Raw genomic sequence first — 20,876 nt, forward strand, 5'->3', positions numbered from 1 at the left:
GTGCGTGAGGCAAACCGTAGTCCGGGTTCGCTCTTACGCCATCCATCCTTCAGAAGAGCCGTATGCGTAGACGCGCTCGTACGGATCTGTGCGGGGGGCGATCCGTGAGGATCGTCCCTACCGCGACACATCGATGTCCTTGGTAGTCGCGGATTGCCGGCACGCGGTCCCAACCAGCACTGGAATACGCGAGGCATCGAAATAACCCGCGGAAACCCACCGGCTGTCGGCCAGGATCCTTTGGCCCGGATCCACCTTTCCGTCGATCTTGTATTCCTGTTGGTACTTGTTGGCGACGCCCGGCAAAGTCGCGGAAGTGGCCGCAGCCTCGACGCCCGGCAACGTGCGAAGTCCATCCAGGGTTCGATCAATGCGCTGCACCAGGGTTTTCATGTCGGACGTTTCTCCCCACGACCCGCTCACCTCCAGCGTGAGCACGTGGCTTGGATCAAATCCGGGCGAGACGCGCCCGATCTCCTCCATGCTCCGAACCAGCAGCCCCGCGCCTACCAGCAGCGTTACGGCGAGCATCACCTGGATGCTCACCAGCGCCCACTGCACGGGGTTGCGCGTGGACACCTGGGTACGGCTCCCTTGAGCGAGCGATACGGCGAGACCACGGCGCGTTCCGCGGAGCGCCGGAAACAGTCCGCACAGCAAGGTAGTCATCACGGCGCACGCTAGCGAATAAACCACTATGCGCCAATTAAGCGTGATCTCCTCCGCGCGAGGCAGCGTCTTGGCGAGCAGGTGAAATCCGCGCACCGCTCCCGCTGCAACGCTCAGCCCCACCAGCGAACCCAGCAGTGCCAGTGCCAATACCTCCGTCAGCAATTGCGCGATCACGGCCCGGCGAGATGCCCCGAGCGCGAAACGGATCGATATTTCGTGCTCCCGCTCAGTGGTCCGGGCCAGCAGCAGCGCAGCGATGTTGGAGCATGCGATCAGCAGCAACAGCGACACTGACCCAAACAGCAGCCACATCGAACTGCGCACGTTGCCCACAATGGAGTCCTTCAGAGGTTCCACTTGCACCGTCAGGTCGCTGTCCGGCTTGGGAAACTGTTTTCCAAGCCGGCTCTGCACAGTTGCGAGATCGGCTGTCGCCTCGTGTACCTTTACGCCAGGTTTCATGCGGCCAATCACCGTGAACCATGTGGCGTCCCGGCGCTGCGCAAAAGGCGCGTCCGGCGCGCTCGGCGTCCACATGTCTACGTCGCGATTGGGAAGCTGGAACCACTCCGGCATCACGCCCACAATCGGGTCGTAGTGCTTCCCGATGTGTACCTTCTGCCCGACCGCCGATGGATCGCCATGAAACTTTCGCTGCCAGTAGGAGTAGCTGATGATGACCGCATCCGGTCCTCCCCAGTGTTCCTCTTGCGTGGTGAAATTGCGGCCCAGTATCGGTGACACCTCAAGCACCTGAAGAAACCGGGGCGCAACCAGCGCTTCCGTCACTTTTTCGGGCAGCGGTCCGGAAAGCTCTGAAAGATCGTCGAGGTAGTAGCCGGTGATGCCCTGAGACGTGGAGGCCATGCGGTTCCAGTCCTCCAGGCGCACAGGGGCTACAAAGGTGTTGGCATCGCGGTTCTGGGAATCGTGCTGCGAGATTTTGAGCAATTGATCGCTGTTTGGAAACGGCAGAGGCCGAATCACAATTGCATCGATCGCAGAAAACACCGCGCTGTTAGCGCCAATCCCAAGCGCCAGCGTGAGAGTAACAACGAGCGAAAAGGAAGGCGACTTGCGCAGAAAGCGGGTCGCAGCCATCAAATTGAACGCCAGGCTCTCAAGAGCCGCCGAGACGTGTACCTCCCGCACCTGCTGCTTCACCTGTTCCCGGCCGCCGAACTCGAGCATCGCGCGCCGCCGCGCCTCTTCCGGCGACATTCCCTGCGCAATATAAGTTTCCGTCAGCTCCGCGATGTGAAAGCCGATCTCCTGCTCCACGGCGTTTTCGGGAACTGGTTTACGAGGGGAACGTCTCCAGATCATTACCGCCTCCAGCGTTGCGAATTATCGCGCCGTTTCCAGAATCAAGGCCACGGCCCGCGAAAGCCTGTTCCATGTATCCTCTTCGGTGGCAAGCTGCCTGCGCCCCTTCGCCGAAAGCTTGTAGAACTTCGCCTGCCTGCCCTTGTCTGACTCGCCCCAGTCCGCCTCCAGCCACCCGCGCTTCTCCAGCCGGTGCAGCGCCGGATACAGTGATCCCTGCTGCACCTGGAGGACATCCGACGAGATCTGGCGAATGCGCTGCGAGATCCCGTAGCCATGCACCGGGCCAAGCGCAACGACTTTCAGAATCAGCAGGTCAAGAGTTCCCTGCAGCAAGTCCGCCTTTTCGAGTGGGGCCATTCATCTCTCCTAGACAATCTACCTATAAAACGCAATGTGTAGATTGTCAAGGAAAAGGTGACGAACGATCCTCGGACTCTGCAGGAAAATCGAGGTGACTGTCTTAATGGGACTCGTCGTGCCAGCGGTGATGCCGCTTGTAAACGTAATGCCCGATCATCCATCCGAACGCGCTGCCTACCAGCACATCCGAGGGGAAGTGCTGCTGTCCCAGCACACGTGTCAGGCTTACGCCGGTGGCCAGCGTGTAAATCCCAAGCTCGTTCAGCCGCCCCGGATACTCCTTCGCCAGCACCGCTGCGCTCGACCACGCAATCACGGTGTGCGACGAAGGAAACGATGAATCCGATCCCACGCTCGTTTGAAAGAATCTGCCTCTGGCGCTGTCCACCGTGGGCCGCTCGCGCCAGAAGATGAACTTCATCCCCTGCTCCACAACCAGGCCGTCCAGAATCGCTTCGCCGCCCAGAATGCCGGTCTCGCGCGCATGATCGTTCCTCGTGAAGTGACCCACTTCAAACATCACCGCGGGCGCCGCGATGAACGGGCTCACCAGCACGTTAGAGGCATCTGTATTGTTTTTATTGAAACTCGGATCGTGCGAGACAACTTCCGACATCGCCTGGTGATCGGTGGTGATTGCGCCTGTGACCGCCAGCCCCAACGGAATCAGGTATCCAAAGTCTTCGCCGCGAATCCGCGCCGGACTCGACCAGATTATTCCTTGATCCTTCAAAAAGTTCAGCGGCGTCGCCCGGAGCGTCACCGGTTCCTGCGGCTCCGGCGCATTCGGCACCGACTTAGCGGGCGGCCATGTCTGCGCCGCAACACTCGGGCATAAGCAGGCAGCGAACAGAAAGACAAAACCGACATGGCGGGACGGATGCTGAAGGATATTGCCTGAAGTATTCACGGGTTTCTTTGATGTTAAATGATCTCGATTCTGAATTCAGATGAACGAATCGTCATTCACAGGTTACTTATCAACTTCGGCAAGATAGATCTTCGTGTAATCGAGATAATTCTGCGCGTAATCGAGAATCAATTTCCGATCCTGGTCGCCAAGTTCCCGCCGCAGCTTGCCCGGCACGCCCGCCCACAATGTCCGCGGTGAAACCACGGTGTGCTCTGGCAAAACCGCGCCCGCCGCGATGATCGAACCCTCGCCGATCCGGCAGTCATTCAGAATCGTCACGCCCATTCCAATCAGCACCGCATCCTCCACCACGCAGCCATGCACCGTGGCGTTGTGCCCGATCGTCACCCAGTCGCCCACCGTCACCGAATACAAATACCGCTGCCCGTGCAGCACCGCGCAATCCTGCACATTCGAGTTCGAACCCACTCGAATGGAATTTACGTCGCCCCGGAGTACGGCGTTCATCCAGACCGACGAGTTCTCGCCCAACTCGACGTCGCCAATCACTTGCGCGGAAGAGTCGACATAACAGCTTGCGGGGATGAAGGGAGAATGCCCCTGGTAGCGGCGGATCATTGCGATTACAACTCCTCAGCAATCCAGTGTAAGCGAGCCGGCAGATTGTCGGATTTAATCAAGTTACGGTGCATTTGTTGGAAAACCTCGCACTCGCTGAATTGCATTCCCGCAACCTGGGGGAGCCAAATCCAAAGGCTTTACATAAGTTGGCTCATCACAGCAACTTCCGGTATCATGAATATGGCCCTTTGGCAGGTTTGGAGGTGGCATTCTTTTGGCAGAGGTTCGATTGCAGGAAGGCGAACCGCTCGAGAACGCGCTGCGCCGGTTTAAGCGGAAGGTACAGCAGGAAGACATTATCAAGGAAGTGAAGCGTCATTCCTACTACCTGAAACCCGGTGAAAAGCGCCGCGTGAAAGCAGCATTGGCACGCAAGCGGAATCGTAAAAAGGCTCGCAAAGAGCAAGATTAAGTCAAACAACGCACACCGCGACATGCGCCGCCCGGGCTATACTTGCTGTCCCCCGGCGAGGAAGGCCATATAGCTTGACCATCGGGCGGCATGTCGTGACGGTACTTTTCAGATTGCGCTGAAGCAGAGTTTCCCTAAGCGCGAACATATTTCAGTCTCTGGTTTTCAGGAGACACTGTAGAATCGCCGCTCCATTTGCTGCGGCCCGGGCCCTTGTTGTTCAAGGCGTTCAAAGACAGGGAAACGGGACCGGCAAGCTCTCAAGTTCATGGCCGATTTCGATCGTCCTCCCTGCTTTGGGGAAGCGGCCATGGAATTTATCGACAGAGTTTTGAAGTGCAACGACTGCGGAGCAGAGTTCGTGTTCACCGCTGGTGAACAACTGTTTTTCCACGACAAACAATTCAAGAACGACCCCAAGCACTGCAAGCAATGCAAGGCAAAGCGCGCCAGCGGCAGTCGGGTGCGTTCTGAAACCCGGACCACGTGTTCGGCCTGCGGCACTGAAACCACCGTCCCGTTCAAACCCACGCAAGGTAGGCCCGTTCTCTGCCGCGCCTGTTTCCAAAAGCAGCCGAAGGTCGCTCCCGCCGCGCCGGTCTCACCTCCTGCGGCGAGCTGACAGGCCGGTCTGCGCCGTGTCCAGCTTTGCACCCTGTCGGCCGCCCGGTGCCCATTCGCATTGCTACGGCCGCTGCTGTTTCAGAGCCTTGTGCCCGATGTCGTGCCGATAATACATCCCTTCAAAGTGAATCTGCGTCAGCGCCTCATAGGCGCGCGCCAGCGCCTCTCTGATTGTGTCGCCGCTCGCCGTAATTCCCAGCACCCGCCCACCGCTGGTCACAAGCTGGTTGCCGAGCCGCGACGTGCCGGAATGGAAGATCTCCACGCCTGGCGTCTGCGCCGCAAGGCTGAGCCCGCTGATCGGCAGCCCCGTCTTGTAGCTGCCGGGATATCCTGAAGAACTTGCCACCACGCAGGCAGCCGCGCCGTGGCTCCAGCGCAGCACCGTCTCCCCAAGTCGGCCATCAACGCATGCCTCCAGCGCATCCACCACGTCCGACTCCAGCCGTACCAGGATCGCCTGCGTCTCCGGATCGCCGAAACGCGCATTGTATTCCAGTACCTGCGGCCCGCGCGCCGTCATCATCAGCCCGCAATAGAGCACGCCTGCAAACGGCGTCCCCTCCTCCGCCATTCCCCGCACCGTGGGCTCGGCGATGTGATGCATGATCCATTCCGTCATCGTCGGCTCCAGCATCTCGCTGGTCGAGTAGACGCCCATGCCGCCCGTATTCGGTCCCGTGTCCCCCTCGCCGATTCGCTTGTGATCCTGCGCCGGAACCAGCGGTACCACGTGCTCGCCATCGCTCAAACACAGGAAGCTTACTTCCTCGCCTTCGAGGAATTCCTCAATCACCACCTGCTTCTCGGCCAGACCCAGCAGCTCTCCGCTGAAGATCCCTTGCGCTGCATCAATCGCAAATTGGCGCGTCGGGCAGATAATCACGCCCTTACCCGCAGCCAGTCCGTCCGCCTTCACCACCACTGGCGGATGAAAATGCTTGATCGCTTCCTCCACCTCAGCCGCGTCGGTGCACACCGCATAGTTGGCCGTGGGAATCTGGTGACGCTTCATGAACTGCTTGGCAAACGCCTTGCTCGACTCCAGCCGCGCCGCATCGCGCGTCGGTCCAAAGACACGATAACCGAGCTCCTGAAACGCATCCACCACACCCAGCGACAGCGGCAGCTCCGGCCCCACAATCGTCAAGCTGGGCTGCTCCACCTCCGCCAGCCGCACCATCGCACCCACGTCCTTGATGTCCACGAGAACACACCGCGCCACCTGCGCAATGCCGCCATTCCCCGGCGCGCACACCACCTCCGTCACGCGTTGGCTGCGCTTCACAGCCCATGCCAGCGCATGCTCGCGTCCACCCGAACCAAGGATCAGAACCTTCATCGACTTCAAACCTTCCTGTTGACTCCGCAAAGCCGGAAAATCCATGGTCGGCAATTGAGCCGGTGTAAGTCAAACAGACCGACTCGCGCGGCGATAAGATGAAGCATAGAGGCAGAACCAATGCATCGCGCGGTCTTCCTTTCTATGATCCTGGCATCTGCACTTGGATGTGGCGCCGAGTCCAGCAGGTGGTGCGCCATCACTGGTCGTGCACCAGAGGACAGAGCTTTCTATCCGCCGATTGCGCGGTATGCACGAGTAACAGGCGTCGTGCTTGGAATCGTCACGTATATCCCGAATGGAGCGGTTGCGAGCTTCGAACCCATCTCCGGTCCTCGGCTTCTCTCGGATTCGCTTGGCCGCCAGTTGGCCGGGTGGACGATCAATTCTGATGCGCTTGGAAATGAGCAGTGTCGATCGTTGGTAATCGCCACTTTCCTAATGGACAACAGCGGCCCTACGGAGTCTTCCGCAAGAATCAAATATGAGACGGGCAGCGTGCTTCGTCTAAGTGTTAACACGTTCCCCCCTCCGCCACTCGACGTATCGATTAGCGATCCCGCACCTCTAAGGGGATTGAAGCTGCTCCGCATGCAAATGAGATGGAAACTCACACGGATTTTCAATTGGATCGTCCGACGAGATACATCTTCAACGGACAAACCGCCTAAAGTAAGCTGATCGGGTGTCTAGCCTCCGCAAAGTCGAACTCCACCTCCACCTCGACTGCTCCCTCAGCTACGCCGCCGTCTCCCGCCTCGCGCCTGAAATCACGCGCGCGGAATACGACGCCGAATTCATCGCACCGCCGCAATGCGCCAGCCTCGCCGACTTCCTCACCCGCGCCCCGCGCGGCTTCCAGCTCATGCAGACTGAGGACGCTCTGCGCACCGTCACCGAAGATGTGTTCGAACAACTCGCCGCCGACAATGTTCTCTACGCCGAGCTCCGCTTCGCCCCGCTCCTGCACACCTACCAGGGACTAACGCCCGCAGCCGTCGTCGCAGCCGTCGATCGCGCCACCGAGCAGTGCATTCGCGTCACCGGCATCGAGGCCCGCCTCATCCTCTGCACCCTCCGCCACTTCAACACCGAACAAAGCCTGCAGACCGCCCACCTCGTCAAGCAATTCGCTGGCACGCGTGTCGCAGCCCTAGACATCGCCGGCGACGAAGCTGGATTCCCGATTACCCCGCACATCCCGGCCTTCGGCTACGCCATCGAGCACGGACTGCACCGCACCGCCCACGCCGGCGAGGCACGCGGCCCCGAGAGCGTCTGGGAAACGATCCAGCACTTCCAGCCCACCCGCATAGGCCACGGCGTCCGCAGCATCGAAGATCCCGCCCTGATCCACCATCTTCGCGACACGCGCATCCACCTCGAAGTCTGCCCCAGCAGCAACGTGCAAACCCGCACCACGCCCAGCTACGCCGAACACTGCGTCGACGAACTTTATCGCGCCGGCATCTCCCTCGGCATCAACACCGACGCCCGCACCATCACCAACGTCACCCTCGAGCAGGAGTACGCCCGCCTTCGCACTCACTTTGCCTGGACCGACGACCAACTTGCCGCCTGCAACCGCGAAGCCCTCCGCGCCGCCTTCCTCGACGACGCCACGCGCACCCGCCTGCTCGAAGGCCTCGCGCAACCCAACGCCGTGTCCTCGTAGGATTCGCACGACGGCAGACCTATACTGATGCGTGGTGAATCGGCGCGCCCAGCGCATTCGCCGAAAAGAGCACACGCATGGTCGAACGCCGCATCAAGCCTTATCTGGAGCAGTTGGCCGAAGACCAGCGCCGCACCGAACAACGCCGCCTCTTCCGCCGCAATCAGACCTTCGGCCTGCTCATCATCGCCGCCGCCATCCTCGTCTGGTGGCTTTTCCACACCAACCCAAAGTGGATATTCCCCCCCGGCTGGTCGCGCCCATGAGTCCTTCGCGGGCGGCGAACGGCGCCTTCGGCGCAGATTCCAAATCCAAGAAGCTTTTGAGAATGGCCAAAGCGTCAGGGCACGACTTTAGTCGTGCCGAAGAGACTTCGAGCAATGAAGGGGCTTTAGCCCCCGCATCGACCCCTCTCGCCGTCCTCCTCCTCGGCCCCACCGGCAGCGGCAAAACCTCCCTTTCCCTCACCCTCGCCGAACGCTTCCACGGCGAAGTCATCAGTTGCGACTCCGTCGCCGTCTACCGCGGCGTGGACCTGGGCACCGCCAAGCCCACGTCCGCCGAACGCGCCCGCATCCCGCATCACCTCATCGACATCGCCGATCCCGACCAGCCTTACACCGCCGGCGACTACAGCCGTCAAGCCCGCACTGCACTGCGCGAAATCGCCAATCGCAACAAACTCCCCATCGTCACCGGCGGCACCGGCCTATACCTCCGCGCGCTTACTGAAGGCCTCTTCGCCGGGCCAAAGCGGAGCGAAGACCTACGCCTGCGGATTCACAGCACGGCCGATCGATTAGGCCCCGCATGGCTTCATAAACTCCTTGTACGCATCGATCCGCCCTCAGCAGCGCGCATCCATCCAAATGACGCGCCTAAACTCATCCGTGCCCTTGAGGTCTGTATTGCGAGCGGCAAGCCCATGTCCGCTGTCCTCGATGACGAGCAAAGAAATCGCGACCCGCTCACAGGCTTCCGCCTCCTCCGCATCGGCCTCAACCCGCCCCGCGCGTTGCTCTACGACCGCCTCAATCAACGCTGTACTGAAATGTTCGCCGCCGGACTCATCGCAGAAACCCGCGCGCTCCTCGCCTGCTACGGTCCCGCCAAAGCCCTCGACTCCCTCGGCTACCGCCAGGCCCAGTCGGTTCTTCTCCGGGGTGTCAGCGAAAAAACCGCCATCGCCGAAGCCCAGCAGGGCCATCGCAACTACGCCAAGCGTCAGCTCACCTGGTTCCGCCGCGAGCCCGAAGTCCACTGGATTGAAGCCTTCGGCAACGACTCCGAAACGCATCGCATCGCCGCCGATCTCGTGCTTGCGAATCAATGAGCACCGTCCCACATCCAATCAGATGCAAGCATTAAACTGAACAATGGAAACTGGCGCTCTGGTGGAATCATGAGCCCTCAAGATCGGAGTTCGCTTTGGCAGACACCCTCTACGACGTAGCCATCATCGGCAGCGGACCGGCAGGCTACACTGCGGCCATTCGCGCCGGACAACTCGGCCTCAAGGTCGCCCTCATCGAATTCGCCAGCGTCCTCGGCGGCACCTGCCTCCACGTCGGCTGCATCCCCACCAAGGCCCTGCTGTTCAACGCCGAACTCTGGGACCACCTCAAGCACGCCGCCGAATACGGCATCGACAACGTCGACGGCCGCACCCTCAACTGGGACGCCGTGCAGAAGCGCAAAACCTCCATCGTCGACAAGCACACCAAGGGCCTCGGCTTCCTGATGAAGAAGAACAAGGTCACCGTGATCTCCGGCTACGGCCGCCTTACCGGCCCAGCCAAACAGGGCATTCACACCATCGATCTCACCGGCCCCGACGGCGCCAAGTCCGAAGTCAAAGCCAAAAACATCATCCTCGCCACCGGCTCCGACGCCAAAATGATCTTCGGCCTCAAGCCCGACGACCGCATCCTCACCAACATCGAAATGCTCGCCGTCCCCCAGGTCCCGAAATCCCTCATCGTCATCGGCGCCGGCGCGGTCGGCGTCGAGTTCAGCTCCATCTTCCGCAGCTTCGGCACCGAGGTCACCCTCGTCGAATTCCTCCCCCGTCTCATGCCCCCCGAAGACGAAGAGATTTCCAAGGAACTCACCCGAGTCTTCAAAAAACGTGGCATGGACATCAACACCGGCGCGAAAGTCGAAAAAATCGAGAAGACCGACACCGGCGTCAAAGTCACCTGGACCGGCTCGAATGGCAAACCCGTCGAGAAGGAAGCCGAGAAAGTCCTCGTCGCCGTGGGCCGCGCTCCGCGCATCGCCGACGTCGGCATCGACAAAACAAAAATCGAGCTCGATCGCGGCTTCATCAAAGTCGGCGAAGCCCAGGAAACCGCCGAGTCCGGCATCTATGCCATCGGCGACATCGTCGCTGGCCTGCCGCAGCTTGCCCACTCCGGATCCATGAGCGGCATCGTCGCCGTCACCAAGATCGCCGGCCGCAAATACCGCTCCGTCCGTCGCGACCGCGTGCCTGCCTGCACCTACTCCGATCCCCAGATCGGCTCAGTCGGACTCACCGAAGCGCAAGCCAAGGAGAAGGGCATCGAGATCAAGGTCGGCAAATTTCCCTTCGCCGGAAATTCCAAAGCCACCATCGTCGGCAGCCACGACGGCTTCGTCAAAATCGTCGCCGACGCGAAGTACGGCGAAATCCTCGGCGTGCACATCATCGGCCCCCAGGCCACTGAACTCATCGCCGAAGCCGTTGCCGTCATGGAACTTGAAGGCACCATCGACGAACTCATGTTCACCATCCACGCTCACCCCACCATCAGCGAGGCCATGCTCGACGCATACGCCGCGGTCGAGGGAATGGCGATCAACGCATAACGATTTCCCAACAGGGAGCGAAATATATTTCGGATGAAGGCAACTTTAGTCATTAAAGGATCATTAATTACTTGAGAAAAGTTGATGAAGAGAGCTAGGATTCTCCATTCCGCCTGATCGCGGAAGGGGAGAACCATGAAATCCATATTCCTATCTCCATTATTTGCAGTTGCGATCCTTACTCTTCCCGCACAGCGGTTATTAAGCCAGGTAAAACCGAATCTTCCTGCAGCTTCCATCGCCGGCGACGACGCCCAAAACGCGGCACCCCAGATCATCGAAGATCTTCAACAGAAGGCCGAAGCCGGAGACCCTCTCGCCGAAAACAATCTGGGATTCGCCTACGCTTTCGGCCGGGGCATCGAGCAGAACTATCAGCAAGCGGCACACTGGTTCACCCTTGCTGCAAACGCGGGCTTCGCACCGGCTCAAGTCAATCTCGGCGCGCTCTATGAGAGAGGCTGGGCAGAGTCGCGCGACATGACCCTGGCTATCCGCTGGTATCGCGCGGCCGCCGCCCAGGGAGATCCCCTCGCCGAATGCAAGCTCGGCAACATCTACCATGCCGGCCGCGGCGCTTCACGCGACGATGCTGAAGCAGCAATCTGGTACCGCAAGGCCGCGGAACACGGAAATGCAGTCGCCCAGAACAACCTTGGTTCCTTCTACCATCACGGCGTCGCTTTCGCGCGCGACTACGCAAAGGCGCTCTTCTGGTATCGCAAGGCTGCCGCCCAGGGTCTTGCTGAAGCCGACAACAACCTCGGCGTGATGTACGAAGACGGCCTCGGCGTCGAAAAAGATTACCACCAGGCCGCAGCCTTCTACGCTGAGGCTGCAAATCAAGGCGTAACCCGCGGCGAGTACAACCTTGCTACTCTCTACTACTCCGGCCGTGGCGTGCCTCTCGACTATGTAACCGCGTATCTGTGGTACAGCCGCGCTGCCGCTGCAGGAGACGGAACGGCAGCGCGTGTCCTCAAGCAGTTGGCCGGCATCATGACGCCGCGCCAGAAAGAACTCGCGCAGGCCCGCGTAGCTGAATCGCAAGCCGCCAGCCTTTCCGAGGATCCGGCCCATTCACCCTTCGATCCCGCAAGAACGAATCCAAAATAGCCGCGCTGCAAACCGCTCTCCATTCCCCGGCGTCTCCCGTCGTGCCGCAAGGTGAATCCCATCCCGCTCAAAACCATTACACTTTCATCGGACTGGTAATTACGGGAGGCCCTGAATGAAGGCGTTGGTGAAGGCGCGGTCCGAGCGCGGACTCTGGTTGGAAGACATCCCCGAACCCACCGTGGGCATTAACGATGTCCTCATCCGTGTTCTCTACACAGGCATCTGCGGAACCGACGTCCACATCTACAACTGGGACGACTGGGCCCAAAAAACCATCCCCGTCCCCATGGCCATCGGCCACGAGTTCGTCGGCAAAATCGTTGCCGTCGGCACCAACGTCAACGACTTCTTTCCCGGCGATATCGTGAGTGGCGAAGGCCACGTCGTCTGCGGACGCTGCCGCAACTGCCTCGCCGGCCGCCGCCACCTCTGCGTATCCACCCAGGGTGTCGGCGTCAATCGCCCGGGAGCCTATGCCGAATTCATCGCGCTGCCCATGACCAACATCTGGCGCCACCATCCCGGCGTCAATCTTGAAGTCGCCGCCATCTTCGACCCCTTCGGCAACGCCGTCCACACCGCCCTGTCGTTCCCGGTGCTCGGTGAAGACGTGCTTATCACCGGCGCCGGCCCCATCGGCATCATGGCAATTCCCGTTGTCCGCCACGCCGGAGCCCGCCACGTCGTCATCACCGATCTCAATCCCTTCCGTCTCGATCTCGCGCGCAAAATGGGTGCCACGCTCGCCATCAACCCCACCGAAACTTCGCTGAGTGAAGTGCAAAAGCAACTCAAGATGACCGAAGGATTCGATGTGGGCCTCGAGATGTCCGGCAACCCGCAGGCCTTGAGCGACATGATCGCCAACATGAGTCACGGCGGCAAAATTGCCGCGCTCGGCATCCCCTCCAAGAGCATTCCCATGGACTGGCGTCCCGTCATCTTCAACATGATCACGATCAAGGGCATCTATGGCCGCGAAATGTACGAGACCTGGTACAAGATGTCGGTGATGCTTGACTCGGGCCTCGACATCTCCCCCGTCATTACCCATCGCTACGCGTACAGCGACTTCGAAAAAGGCTTCGCCGCCATGATCTCCGGCAACACCGGCAAAGTCGTCCTCGACTGGACCAGCCTGGGCTGATTGACCCGATTGAAAATCATCCCCGATTGGTCCCTTCAATGTCCGCTTTCGGACGTCGATCGTTCTTCCGGACACTGACGCTCCCTCTCGCCTCAGTATAAGTCTTTTGTTTTCAGTCCTGACGATTGGCCCCCTACCTGCTATGTTACAGACCGTAACGGATTATTCGAATCATCACATCACGGTTGCACTGGTGAACTGAAGGCTGAATCCACGCAGGCAACTGATGCAGACAAGATCCGCAAATCCCTCCGAGGACTGAAGGCTTCTAGAGCACAGATTACAGGGGAGACAGGCATGAAGACTCTGGTTCAAAACATCCGCTTCAGCCTCCGTATGCTGGCTCGAAACCTTGGCTTGACCGTCACGGTTCTGCTTACATTGGCCATTGGCATCGGTGCCAACACCGCCATTTTCACGGTCGATTATGCGACGCTTCTGGCTCCGCTGCCCTATCCGCAACCCGATCAGCTGGTGATGGTGTGGTCGAAAATCCAGACCTATCACAATGGAGTTGCCGCGGGCGACTTCCTCGACTGGAAGCAGCAGAACACGGTTTTCCAGGACCTTTGCGCCTGGACGGGCGCCAGCTTCAATCTGGCCACCAAAGACAAGCCGGAGTACGTTGATGGGAACCGACAGACTTACAGCATGCTGCAAATGATCGGTGAGCCGCTCCTCATGGGCCGCTATTTCTTGCCGGAAGAGGGAGTAGCGGGCCGCGATCACGTCGTTATCCTCACCCACAAGCTGTGGCTCAAGCTGGGCGCTGATCCCAAAATCGTTGGCACTACTCTACAGATGGACGGCGCCCCCTATACCGTCGTCGGCGTGCAGCGCCCGGGCATCTTCGATCGCCAGCAAGGGCAGCTCACCGTCCCGCTGGTCTTTAAGCCGGAACAGGTCAACCACGACTTCCACTGGCTCTTGATGATGGGCCGACTTAAACCGGGCGTCACGATCAAGCGGGCGCAACAAAACATGGACGCCGTAACTGCGCACATTGCCCAGGTATATCCCAAGAGCGACAAGGGTTGGGATTCCTATGTCGAGGGACTTAAGAACGATTTCCTGCCCCAAGAACGCATCAAGATGCTCTGGTTGCTCCTGGGAGCCGTTGGATTCGTGCTGCTCATTGCCTGCGTCAATGTCGCCAATCTGTTGCTGGCGCGCGGAATGGCGCGGCAAAAGGAATTGGCCGTTCGTAGCGCACTCGGTGCCGGTCGCAGCACTATCTTCGTCCAGCTTCTTACGGAAAGCCTGATCCTCGCTCTCGCCGGAGGAGCCCTGGGCATCGGCATGGGTTATGCGATGCTGCAGGGCCTCATCGCCGCCATGCCGCGCAATACATTGCCCAGCGAGGCCGATCTGCGACTCAACATTCCCATCCTGTTGTTCACGCTCGTCGCGACCTCCATAGCCGGTCTGCTGGCCGGCTCCGCTCCCGCCTGGTATGCATCTCGCGTCGATCCTGCGGAAACTCTCAAAGAAGGTGGACGCGCCGGCACTGGCGCCGGCAAGCATTTCCTGCGACGTATTCTCGTCATCGGCGAGTTCGCGCTTGCGCTTGCCCTGCTCGCCGGCGCTGGCCTCACCATTCACAGCTTCTGGAACCTCGCCCATGTCGATCTCGGCATCAAGATCGACCACGTCCTCACCTTCTTTCTGCCGGTGCCGGAAACCCGCTCCAAGGATCCTCAGCTAATCTCCGCCTACTACCGGGACATTCTCGCCCACATCGCTGCTGTTCCCGGCGTGCAACACACCGCTGCGATGACCGGCGAGCCGCCCTACGGGCCGGGCTTTGGCATGCCGTTCATGCTCGATGGCGGGCAGACCTACGCGGATCCATCGCAACGCCCGAACACCAGATTCGGCATGGTGACTCCCGATTACTTCAATGCCTACGGCATTCAGCTCATCTCGGGACGTAGCTTCACTGATCAGGACACGGCAGCCACCGTTAAAGTTGCCATGGTCAACCAGGACTTCGGGCGCAAATACCTGAAGGGCAAAGATCCTTTTCATCAGCGCGTGCTCGTCGAAGAACTGATCCCGGGCGTCACCAAGCTGGGCGGCTATATCCCATGGCAGATCGTGGGGATCTACCACAACGTGCACACTGCGGATCAGCGCGACGAAAATCCGGAAATGCTCATCCCCTTCTACCAGATTCCCTGGCCCCAGGCGGGCTTCGCTGTGCGCACGTCTGAGAACCCGTCGGCGATGCTCAACAGCATCTCCGCCGCGGTGCACCAGGTCGATTCCAGCGTCGCACTCGCCGAGCCCAAGACTCTCGACGAAGTCGTCGACGAATCCATGGCCAACCAGCGATTCACACTCATCCTCTTCACCAGTTTCGCGGCTGTTGCCCTGTTCCTCGCCGGACTCGGCATCTATGGCGTCATGTCGTTTTCGGTGGCCCAGCGCGCGCATGAGATCGCGCTCCGCATGGCTCTTGGCTCCACGCGTGAACGGGTCATCGGCCTCATCATTCGTGACGGTGTGCTCCTCGCCGCCATAGGACTTGGTCTCGGACTGATCGGCGCCTATTTCGTTGGCCGTGCCATGCAGAGCCTTCTCTTCGGTGTACACGCGCTCGACTTCGCCGCCTTCATTTCGGTCGCAGCCGTTCTGCTCGCCGCGGCAATCCTGGCCTGCTTCCTGCCTGCAAGGCGAGCGGCGTCCGTTTCGCCGATGCGTGTGCTACGGACGGAGTAGTTCTGAGATTCTATCGAGTTCGTCCCTCAGTCGGTTGACAGCACTTGAATCTTTTGCCGCATGCTTACAACCCACACAACTCTTCACAACTCCGTCGACTTGCTCTCCACCAACCCCTTCGCCCTCGCAATAAACTCGCCCAGCGCCATCGACCCCTGGTCGCCCTTGCCGCGCGTGCGCACGCTGACCGCACCGGCACCCTCTTCCTTGTCGCCGAACACAAGAATGTACGGAATCTTCTGGTTCGCCAGGTCGCGAATCTTTGCATTCATTTTTTCGTTACGCACATCTTTCTCGACTCGGAAACCCGCAGCCTTCAATTCCGCTTCCAGCTTCGCCGCATACGCAACATGCCGCTCGCTGATCGGCACCAGCCCGATCTGCACCGGCGCCAGCCACAGCGGAAACGCCCCAGCGTAAAGCTCGATGAGATAGGAGACCATGCGTTCCATGGTGCTGATGATGGCGCGATGGATCATCACGGGCCGATGGCGTGCGCCGTCGGCGCCGGTGTACTCCAGTCCAAACTGACTGGGCAGGTGGAAATCGACCTGAACGGTCGAGTAGGTTTCCTCGTGGCCCATCACGTCCGCAAGCTGGATATCGAGCTTGGGGCCGTAGAACGCCGCCTCGCCACGCGCCTCCCGGTATTTCAAACCGAGAGAGTCCATGGCCTCGCGCAGAACGCGTTCGCCCAACTCCCACATCGCGTCGTTATCGACGTACTTCTCCTTGTTGGCCGGATCGCGCAGCGAGAGGCGGTAGCTGTATTCAGTGATGCCGAGATCGCGGTAAGCGCGCTCCACCAGCTTCATCACACCGGAGAATTCCTCCTTGATCTGATCCGGCGAACAGAAGATATGAGCATCATTGAGGGTCATGCAGCGTACACGGCTAAGCCCGCTGAGCACGCCCGAGCGCTCGTAGCGGTACATTGTGCCAAGCTCCGCCAGGCGTACCGGCAAATCGCGGTAGCTGCGCGGCTTCGCTTCATAGATGAGAATGTGGTGCGGACAGTTCATGGGCCGCAGCACCATGCGCTCGTTTTCCAGGTCCATGGGTGGAAACATGTCTTCGTGATAATGTGCCCAGTGGCCGGAACGGATGTATAGATCGACCTTGGCAAGATCGGGCGTGTACACATGCTCGTATCCCGCTTTTCGTTCCAGATCGAGGATATAGTCCTCCAGCAGCCGGCGGACTGTGGCGCCCTTGGGCAGCCAAAGCGGCAGACCGACGCCCACGGTTTCATTCACCGTGAACAGCTCCAGCTCTTTACCGAGCCTGCGGTGATCGCGGCGCCTTGCGTCTTCAAGGCGTGCCAGGTACTCGTCCAATGCCTTCTGCGTGAAAAATGCGGTTCCGTAGACGCGCTGCAGTTGGGGATTCTTCTCGCTCCCCAACCAATAGGCGCCGGAGAGACTCATCACTTTGACAGCCTTCACGCGCCCCGTCGACGGCACATGCGGTCCGCGGCAAAAATCCACAAACTTGCCGTTGCGATAGAAACTCACCTGCGACCCCGGCTCCGTGAACTTCGTCACGAAGTGCGTCTTCATGAAGTCGCCGTCCTTTTCAAAGCCTTCCAGGCTTTTATCTCTCCCAGCAAATTCGTGCACGAACGGCTCGTCCCGCGCGATAACCTCCGCCATCTTCTTCTCGATCGCCGCCAGATCCTCCGGCGTGAACGGCTTCTCGCGATAAAAGTCATAGAAAAAACCCGCATCCGTCGCCGGTCCATGCCCCAGCTTCGTCTCCGGAAACAGCTCCAGCACCGCCGTCGCCAGCACGTGCGCCGCCGAGTGCCGCACCACCTTCAGCGCCTCGGGATCGTTCTCCTTCACCAGCTCAAGCTTCGTATCCGTGTTCAGGGGCGTCGACAGGTCCACCAACCGCGTAGCCGAAGCATCCTCCGCCGCGTACATCGCAGCCTCCGACTCGCCCTCAGCAGTCGCCTTCGCCTTCGTCTCCATCGTCACGGGAGAAAGCCGGGCTACCACCGAAGCCGCAGCCAGTCGCGGCGAAATCGAGTTGGCGATATCGAGAGGTGTCGTTCCCGCAGGAACTTCGCGTATGCTTCCGTCGGGCAAATGTATGGCAATATTATGCGTGCTCATGATGTTTTTCAGGGTCCTGACTGATCCGGCCGCGCGTTAACCGCGAACGAATGCTCTGCGTTAAGGATATAACGGCGCAAAGTGGACCCAGCTCCCAACCGGTTCGCCCGCGCGGAAGAGAAAGAGGTCGACCCGCAAGCTTGCCACTCAACGGCTCGCAGGTCTACGCTATCCCCATGCGCCGATGTCGCTAACGCCCGCTTGGTGCCTGCTGCGATGCACAAGTGCGCACGGCTCGCGCACGACTTCTCCCTCCTGATCCCGCGGCGCCAATACCTTAACCTTTAAACAATGCCGACTGGGCTTTTGCTTCCCGTCGAAGGAGACTCTGCATGACGCGTATTGCTGCAAACGTGACTGAATTGATCGGAAAAACTCCCCTCGTTCGCCTTAACCGCGTCTCCGCCGGACTCCCCGCCACCCTCGTCGCCAAGCTCGAGAGCCAGAACCCCCTCTCCAGCGTGAAAGACCGCATCGGCAACGCCATGATCGAAGACGCCGAGCGCAGAGGCAAAATCACGCCCCGCAAAACCGTCCTCATCGAGCCCACCAGCGGCAACACCGGCATCGCCCTCGCCTTCGTCGCCGCTGTCAAAGGCTACAGGCTCATTCTCACCATGCCCGAGACCATGAGCATCGAGCGCCGCGTCCTCCTCCGCGCCTTCGGAGCCGAAATCGTCCTCACCCCCGGCCCCAGCGGCATGAAAGGCGCCATCGCCAAGGCCAACGAGATCCTCGCCAACACCCCCAACGGCTACATCCTCGGCCAATTCGACAATCCCGCCAACCCCGCAATTCACGTCTGGACCACCGGCCCCGAAATCTGGGAAGACACCGACGGCAAAGTGGACATCCTCATCTCCGGCGTAGGCACCGGCGGCACCCTCACCGGCGTGGCCACCTACATCAAGGAGCGCAAGCCCGAGTTCAAAGCCATCGCCGTCGAACCGACCGACAGTCCCGTCCTCTCCGGCGGCAAGCCCGGCCCCCACAAAATCCAGGGCATCGGCGCGGGATTCATTCCCAGCATCCTCGACACCAGGCTCATCGACGAAGTCGTCCAGGTCACCAACGATGAATCCATCGCCATGGCCCGCCGCCTCCCGCTTGAAGAAGGCCTCTTCGTCGGCATCTCGTCAGGCGCAGCCGTCGCTGCGGCGCTCAAAGTGGCCGCGCGCCCTGAGAACGCGGGCAAGCTCATCGTCGTCATTCTACCCAGCTTCGGCGAGCGTTATCTTTCCAGCGTCTTGTTTGATTCGCTCCGCCAGGAAGTGCTGGCTTTGCCCACGCAGGCGGTTACGCTGTAAGGAACAGTTCGACGTTTTTCGTTTATCCGAAATGGGGCCGGATATGGATTAAGAAGGACACGATTTCACAGGCTTCAGAAAAGCTCACTGCAGACCTGCTTTGTAATAAGGGCCGCAAACTGAGCAAGAAGATTCTGGGTTTTAACCCTTGCTTTCACGAGTACGATCATGTTCCAACGCATCCGCGAAGATGTTCGCTCCGTCCTCGAACGCGACCCCGCCGCGCGTTCCTGGCTTGAGGTCATGCTTTGCTATCCGGGCTTGTGGGCCGTCTGGTATCACCGCGTTTCTCACCGGCTCTGGCAGATGAAGCTCCGTCTGCCCGCGCGCATTCTTTCGCAGTTCGCCCGCTTCTTTACCGGCGTCGACATCCATCCTGGCGCGCTGCTTGGCCGCCGGCTCTTCATCGACCATGCCACCGGCGTTGTCATCGGCGAAACCGCCATCGTCGGCAGCGACGTCACGCTGTATCAAGGCGTCACCCTCGGCGGCACCGGCAAGGGACACGGCAAGCGCCACCCTACTCTTTGCGACGGCGTCTTCGTCGGCAACAACTCCAACGTCCTCGGCAACATCACCATCGGCCAGAACTCCCGCGTCGGCGCCGGGTCTGTCGTTCTTTCCGACGTCCCGCCCAACTCCACCGTCGTCGGCGTCCCCGCGCACATCGTCTACCGCAATGGGCAGCGCGTCCTCATCACCGATCCGCACGACGTCAAAGATCCGCTCTCCGACGCCCTCATCGCACTCTCCGCCCGCGTCGAAGAGCTTGAAGATAAACTCGGCGCTCACGTCCGCCGCCTCGAACCCTTCGCCGCCGAAGAAGCCGAACGCACCGCCTACCGCCAGGAACTCAACCAGCTCTCCGAATACGTCTCCATGGGCGAAGGCATCTGATCAAGCCGGATCGAAGTTGTCGATAGAATCGGTTCTCTGTTAATTACTTTGTTACTGACGAATAGGCCACTGACGAATAGGCCACCACACACGCGGAACTCCAGGTTTTGTGTCACACTGAAGGGCACACGCCATGTACACCCGGGCCAACTTCTCCCTCGGACTGCTTCTCGTTGCAGGTGTAATCGTCGTCGCGCAGTCTCTCGCGCAAGCACAGAAACGCTTCGATACTGAAATCACACAGATCGGCGACGCGGCGCAGTCGGCTTCCTTAGCGGAATCTACCTCCGTAGAAAAGGTCGAGAACTGCAGAGGTTTGATGAGGCGATGAAGGAGCAGTATCCGAAAGAGATTGAGTGAATCCAATACCCAGTCTCTCGTTATGGCGTCGATGTCTCAAAGAAGAGCGTTCGCTGGGGACTATGAGATCGTCAATCATCACGATCATCGGTGGCGCGTTACAAATCCTTGGCGGCTGTGCGCTTGCTTTTGGGTGTTTCCTTGCATGGATGGAGTGGGGAGGGAGGAGCTCTGGAGGCTGGTTGTCCAACTCTGACCTACATGGTCTCGCGAGAGACGTGGGCATTGCTATGGCAATTTCGGCGGTAGTTGGTGTCGGAGCAATTGCTCTTGGATGGCGCTTGAGGCGCATAAAGCGGCTTGCGGGCGGTTAACCGTCAACCCGTCATGTATGGTCCGCCGCCGTTTTGCAAGCGAAGAATGAGGTTTGGCGGAATGGTCTGCGCACATGTATACGGCCTTTGATTGGAGGATGACCTCCTGGCCTGGATGGAATGCGCTGCGCCCTC

17 protein-coding genes are annotated in these 20,876 nt (G+C 60.0%); 11 read left to right on the forward strand and 6 right to left on the reverse strand.

Features of this window, described 5'->3' with window-relative positions:
- Positions 1–117: 117 nt before the first annotated feature.
- The 4 genes from WCA10_RS20535 to WCA10_RS20550 all read right to left on the reverse strand — a co-directional run bounded on the left by WCA10_RS20535 (position 118) and on the right by WCA10_RS20550 (position 3,853).
- Complete coding sequence (locus WCA10_RS20535; RefSeq protein ID WP_472824393.1) at positions 118–1,998, reverse strand: ABC transporter permease; 1,881 nt, start codon at positions 1,996–1,998, stop codon at positions 118–120.
- A gap of 21 nt (positions 1,999–2,019) precedes the next feature.
- On the reverse strand, positions 2,020–2,358 hold the full coding sequence (locus WCA10_RS20540) for a PadR family transcriptional regulator (protein ID WP_472824394.1): 339 nt from the start codon (positions 2,356–2,358) through the stop codon (positions 2,020–2,022).
- Positions 2,359–2,461: 103 nt separating this feature from the next.
- Entirely contained in the window at positions 2,462–3,271 is an 810-nt protein-coding gene (locus tag WCA10_RS20545) for a phosphatase PAP2 family protein (RefSeq protein WP_472824395.1), read from the reverse strand.
- 63 nt (positions 3,272–3,334) lie between these two features.
- A complete protein-coding gene (locus WCA10_RS20550; RefSeq protein WP_472824396.1) occupies positions 3,335–3,853 on the reverse strand; it encodes a gamma carbonic anhydrase family protein in 519 nt (172 codons plus the stop codon).
- Between the two features lie 217 nt (positions 3,854–4,070).
- Here WCA10_RS20550 and rpsU point away from each other — a divergent pair, with 217 nt between their 5' ends.
- Together rpsU and WCA10_RS20560 are read left to right on the forward strand one after the other, a co-directional pair.
- Positions 4,071–4,268 carry a 30S ribosomal protein S21 gene (gene rpsU, locus WCA10_RS20555; RefSeq protein WP_109489384.1) on the forward strand — a complete coding sequence of 66 codons (198 nt, stop codon included), beginning with the start codon at positions 4,071–4,073 and terminating at the stop codon, positions 4,266–4,268.
- 268 nt (positions 4,269–4,536) lie between these two features.
- Positions 4,537–4,890 (forward strand): zinc-ribbon domain containing protein, encoded by a 354-nt coding sequence (locus WCA10_RS20560; protein WP_472824397.1) that lies wholly within the window; start codon positions 4,537–4,539, stop codon positions 4,888–4,890.
- A gap of 63 nt (positions 4,891–4,953) precedes the next feature.
- Here WCA10_RS20560 and purD read toward each other — a convergent pair whose 3' ends face one another.
- Entirely contained in the window at positions 4,954–6,234 is a 1,281-nt protein-coding gene (gene purD / locus WCA10_RS20565; protein ID WP_472824398.1) for a phosphoribosylamine--glycine ligase, read from the reverse strand.
- Between the two features lie 685 nt (positions 6,235–6,919).
- On the opposite strand from purD, the gene add reads away from it, so the two are divergent.
- The 7 genes from add to WCA10_RS20600 all read left to right on the forward strand — a co-directional run bounded on the left by add (position 6,920) and on the right by WCA10_RS20600 (position 15,746).
- Positions 6,920–7,909 carry an adenosine deaminase gene (add, locus tag WCA10_RS20570; RefSeq protein WP_472824399.1) on the forward strand — a complete coding sequence of 330 codons (990 nt, stop codon included), beginning with the start codon at positions 6,920–6,922 and terminating at the stop codon, positions 7,907–7,909.
- 77 nt (positions 7,910–7,986) lie between these two features.
- A complete protein-coding gene (locus WCA10_RS20575) occupies positions 7,987–8,175 on the forward strand; it encodes a hypothetical protein (protein WP_472824400.1) in 189 nt (62 codons plus the stop codon).
- Positions 8,176–8,237: 62 nt separating this feature from the next.
- Positions 8,238–9,242 (forward strand): tRNA (adenosine(37)-N6)-dimethylallyltransferase MiaA, encoded by a 1,005-nt coding sequence (miaA, locus tag WCA10_RS20580; protein ID WP_472824401.1) that lies wholly within the window; start codon positions 8,238–8,240, stop codon positions 9,240–9,242.
- Between the two features lie 95 nt (positions 9,243–9,337).
- The gene (gene lpdA, locus WCA10_RS20585; protein WP_472824402.1) at positions 9,338–10,759 is read left to right on the forward strand and encodes a dihydrolipoyl dehydrogenase; all 1,422 of its coding nucleotides are present in this window, start codon (positions 9,338–9,340) and stop codon (positions 10,757–10,759) included.
- A 135-nt stretch (positions 10,760–10,894) separates the two neighbouring features.
- Positions 10,895–11,875: an SEL1-like repeat protein gene (locus WCA10_RS20590; RefSeq protein ID WP_472824403.1), complete on the forward strand. Its 981-nt coding sequence runs from the start codon at positions 10,895–10,897 to the stop codon at positions 11,873–11,875.
- Positions 11,876–11,990: 115 nt separating this feature from the next.
- Complete coding sequence (tdh, locus tag WCA10_RS20595) at positions 11,991–13,025, forward strand: L-threonine 3-dehydrogenase (protein ID WP_472824404.1); 1,035 nt, start codon at positions 11,991–11,993, stop codon at positions 13,023–13,025.
- Between the two features lie 297 nt (positions 13,026–13,322).
- The gene (locus WCA10_RS20600) at positions 13,323–15,746 is read left to right on the forward strand and encodes an ABC transporter permease (protein ID WP_472824405.1); all 2,424 of its coding nucleotides are present in this window, start codon (positions 13,323–13,325) and stop codon (positions 15,744–15,746) included.
- Between the two features lie 83 nt (positions 15,747–15,829).
- Here the strand turns inward: WCA10_RS20600 and thrS are convergent, their stop codons facing one another.
- Positions 15,830–17,863, reverse strand: coding sequence for a threonine--tRNA ligase (gene thrS / locus WCA10_RS20605; protein WP_472824406.1), 2,034 nt, complete (start codon positions 17,861–17,863; stop codon positions 15,830–15,832).
- Between the two features lie 332 nt (positions 17,864–18,195).
- Here thrS and cysK point away from each other — a divergent pair, with 332 nt between their 5' ends.
- The gene (cysK, locus tag WCA10_RS20610) at positions 18,196–19,170 is read left to right on the forward strand and encodes a cysteine synthase A (protein WP_472824407.1); all 975 of its coding nucleotides are present in this window, start codon (positions 18,196–18,198) and stop codon (positions 19,168–19,170) included.
- 168 nt (positions 19,171–19,338) lie between these two features.
- A complete protein-coding gene (gene cysE / locus WCA10_RS20615; RefSeq protein ID WP_472824408.1) occupies positions 19,339–20,067 on the forward strand; it encodes a serine O-acetyltransferase in 729 nt (242 codons plus the stop codon).
- Positions 20,068–20,876: the final 809 nt, after the last annotated feature.

The sequence above is a fragment of the Occallatibacter sp. genome (assembly GCF_049582745.1).
Taxonomy (GTDB): domain Bacteria; phylum Acidobacteriota; class Terriglobia; order Terriglobales; family Acidobacteriaceae; genus Telmatobacter.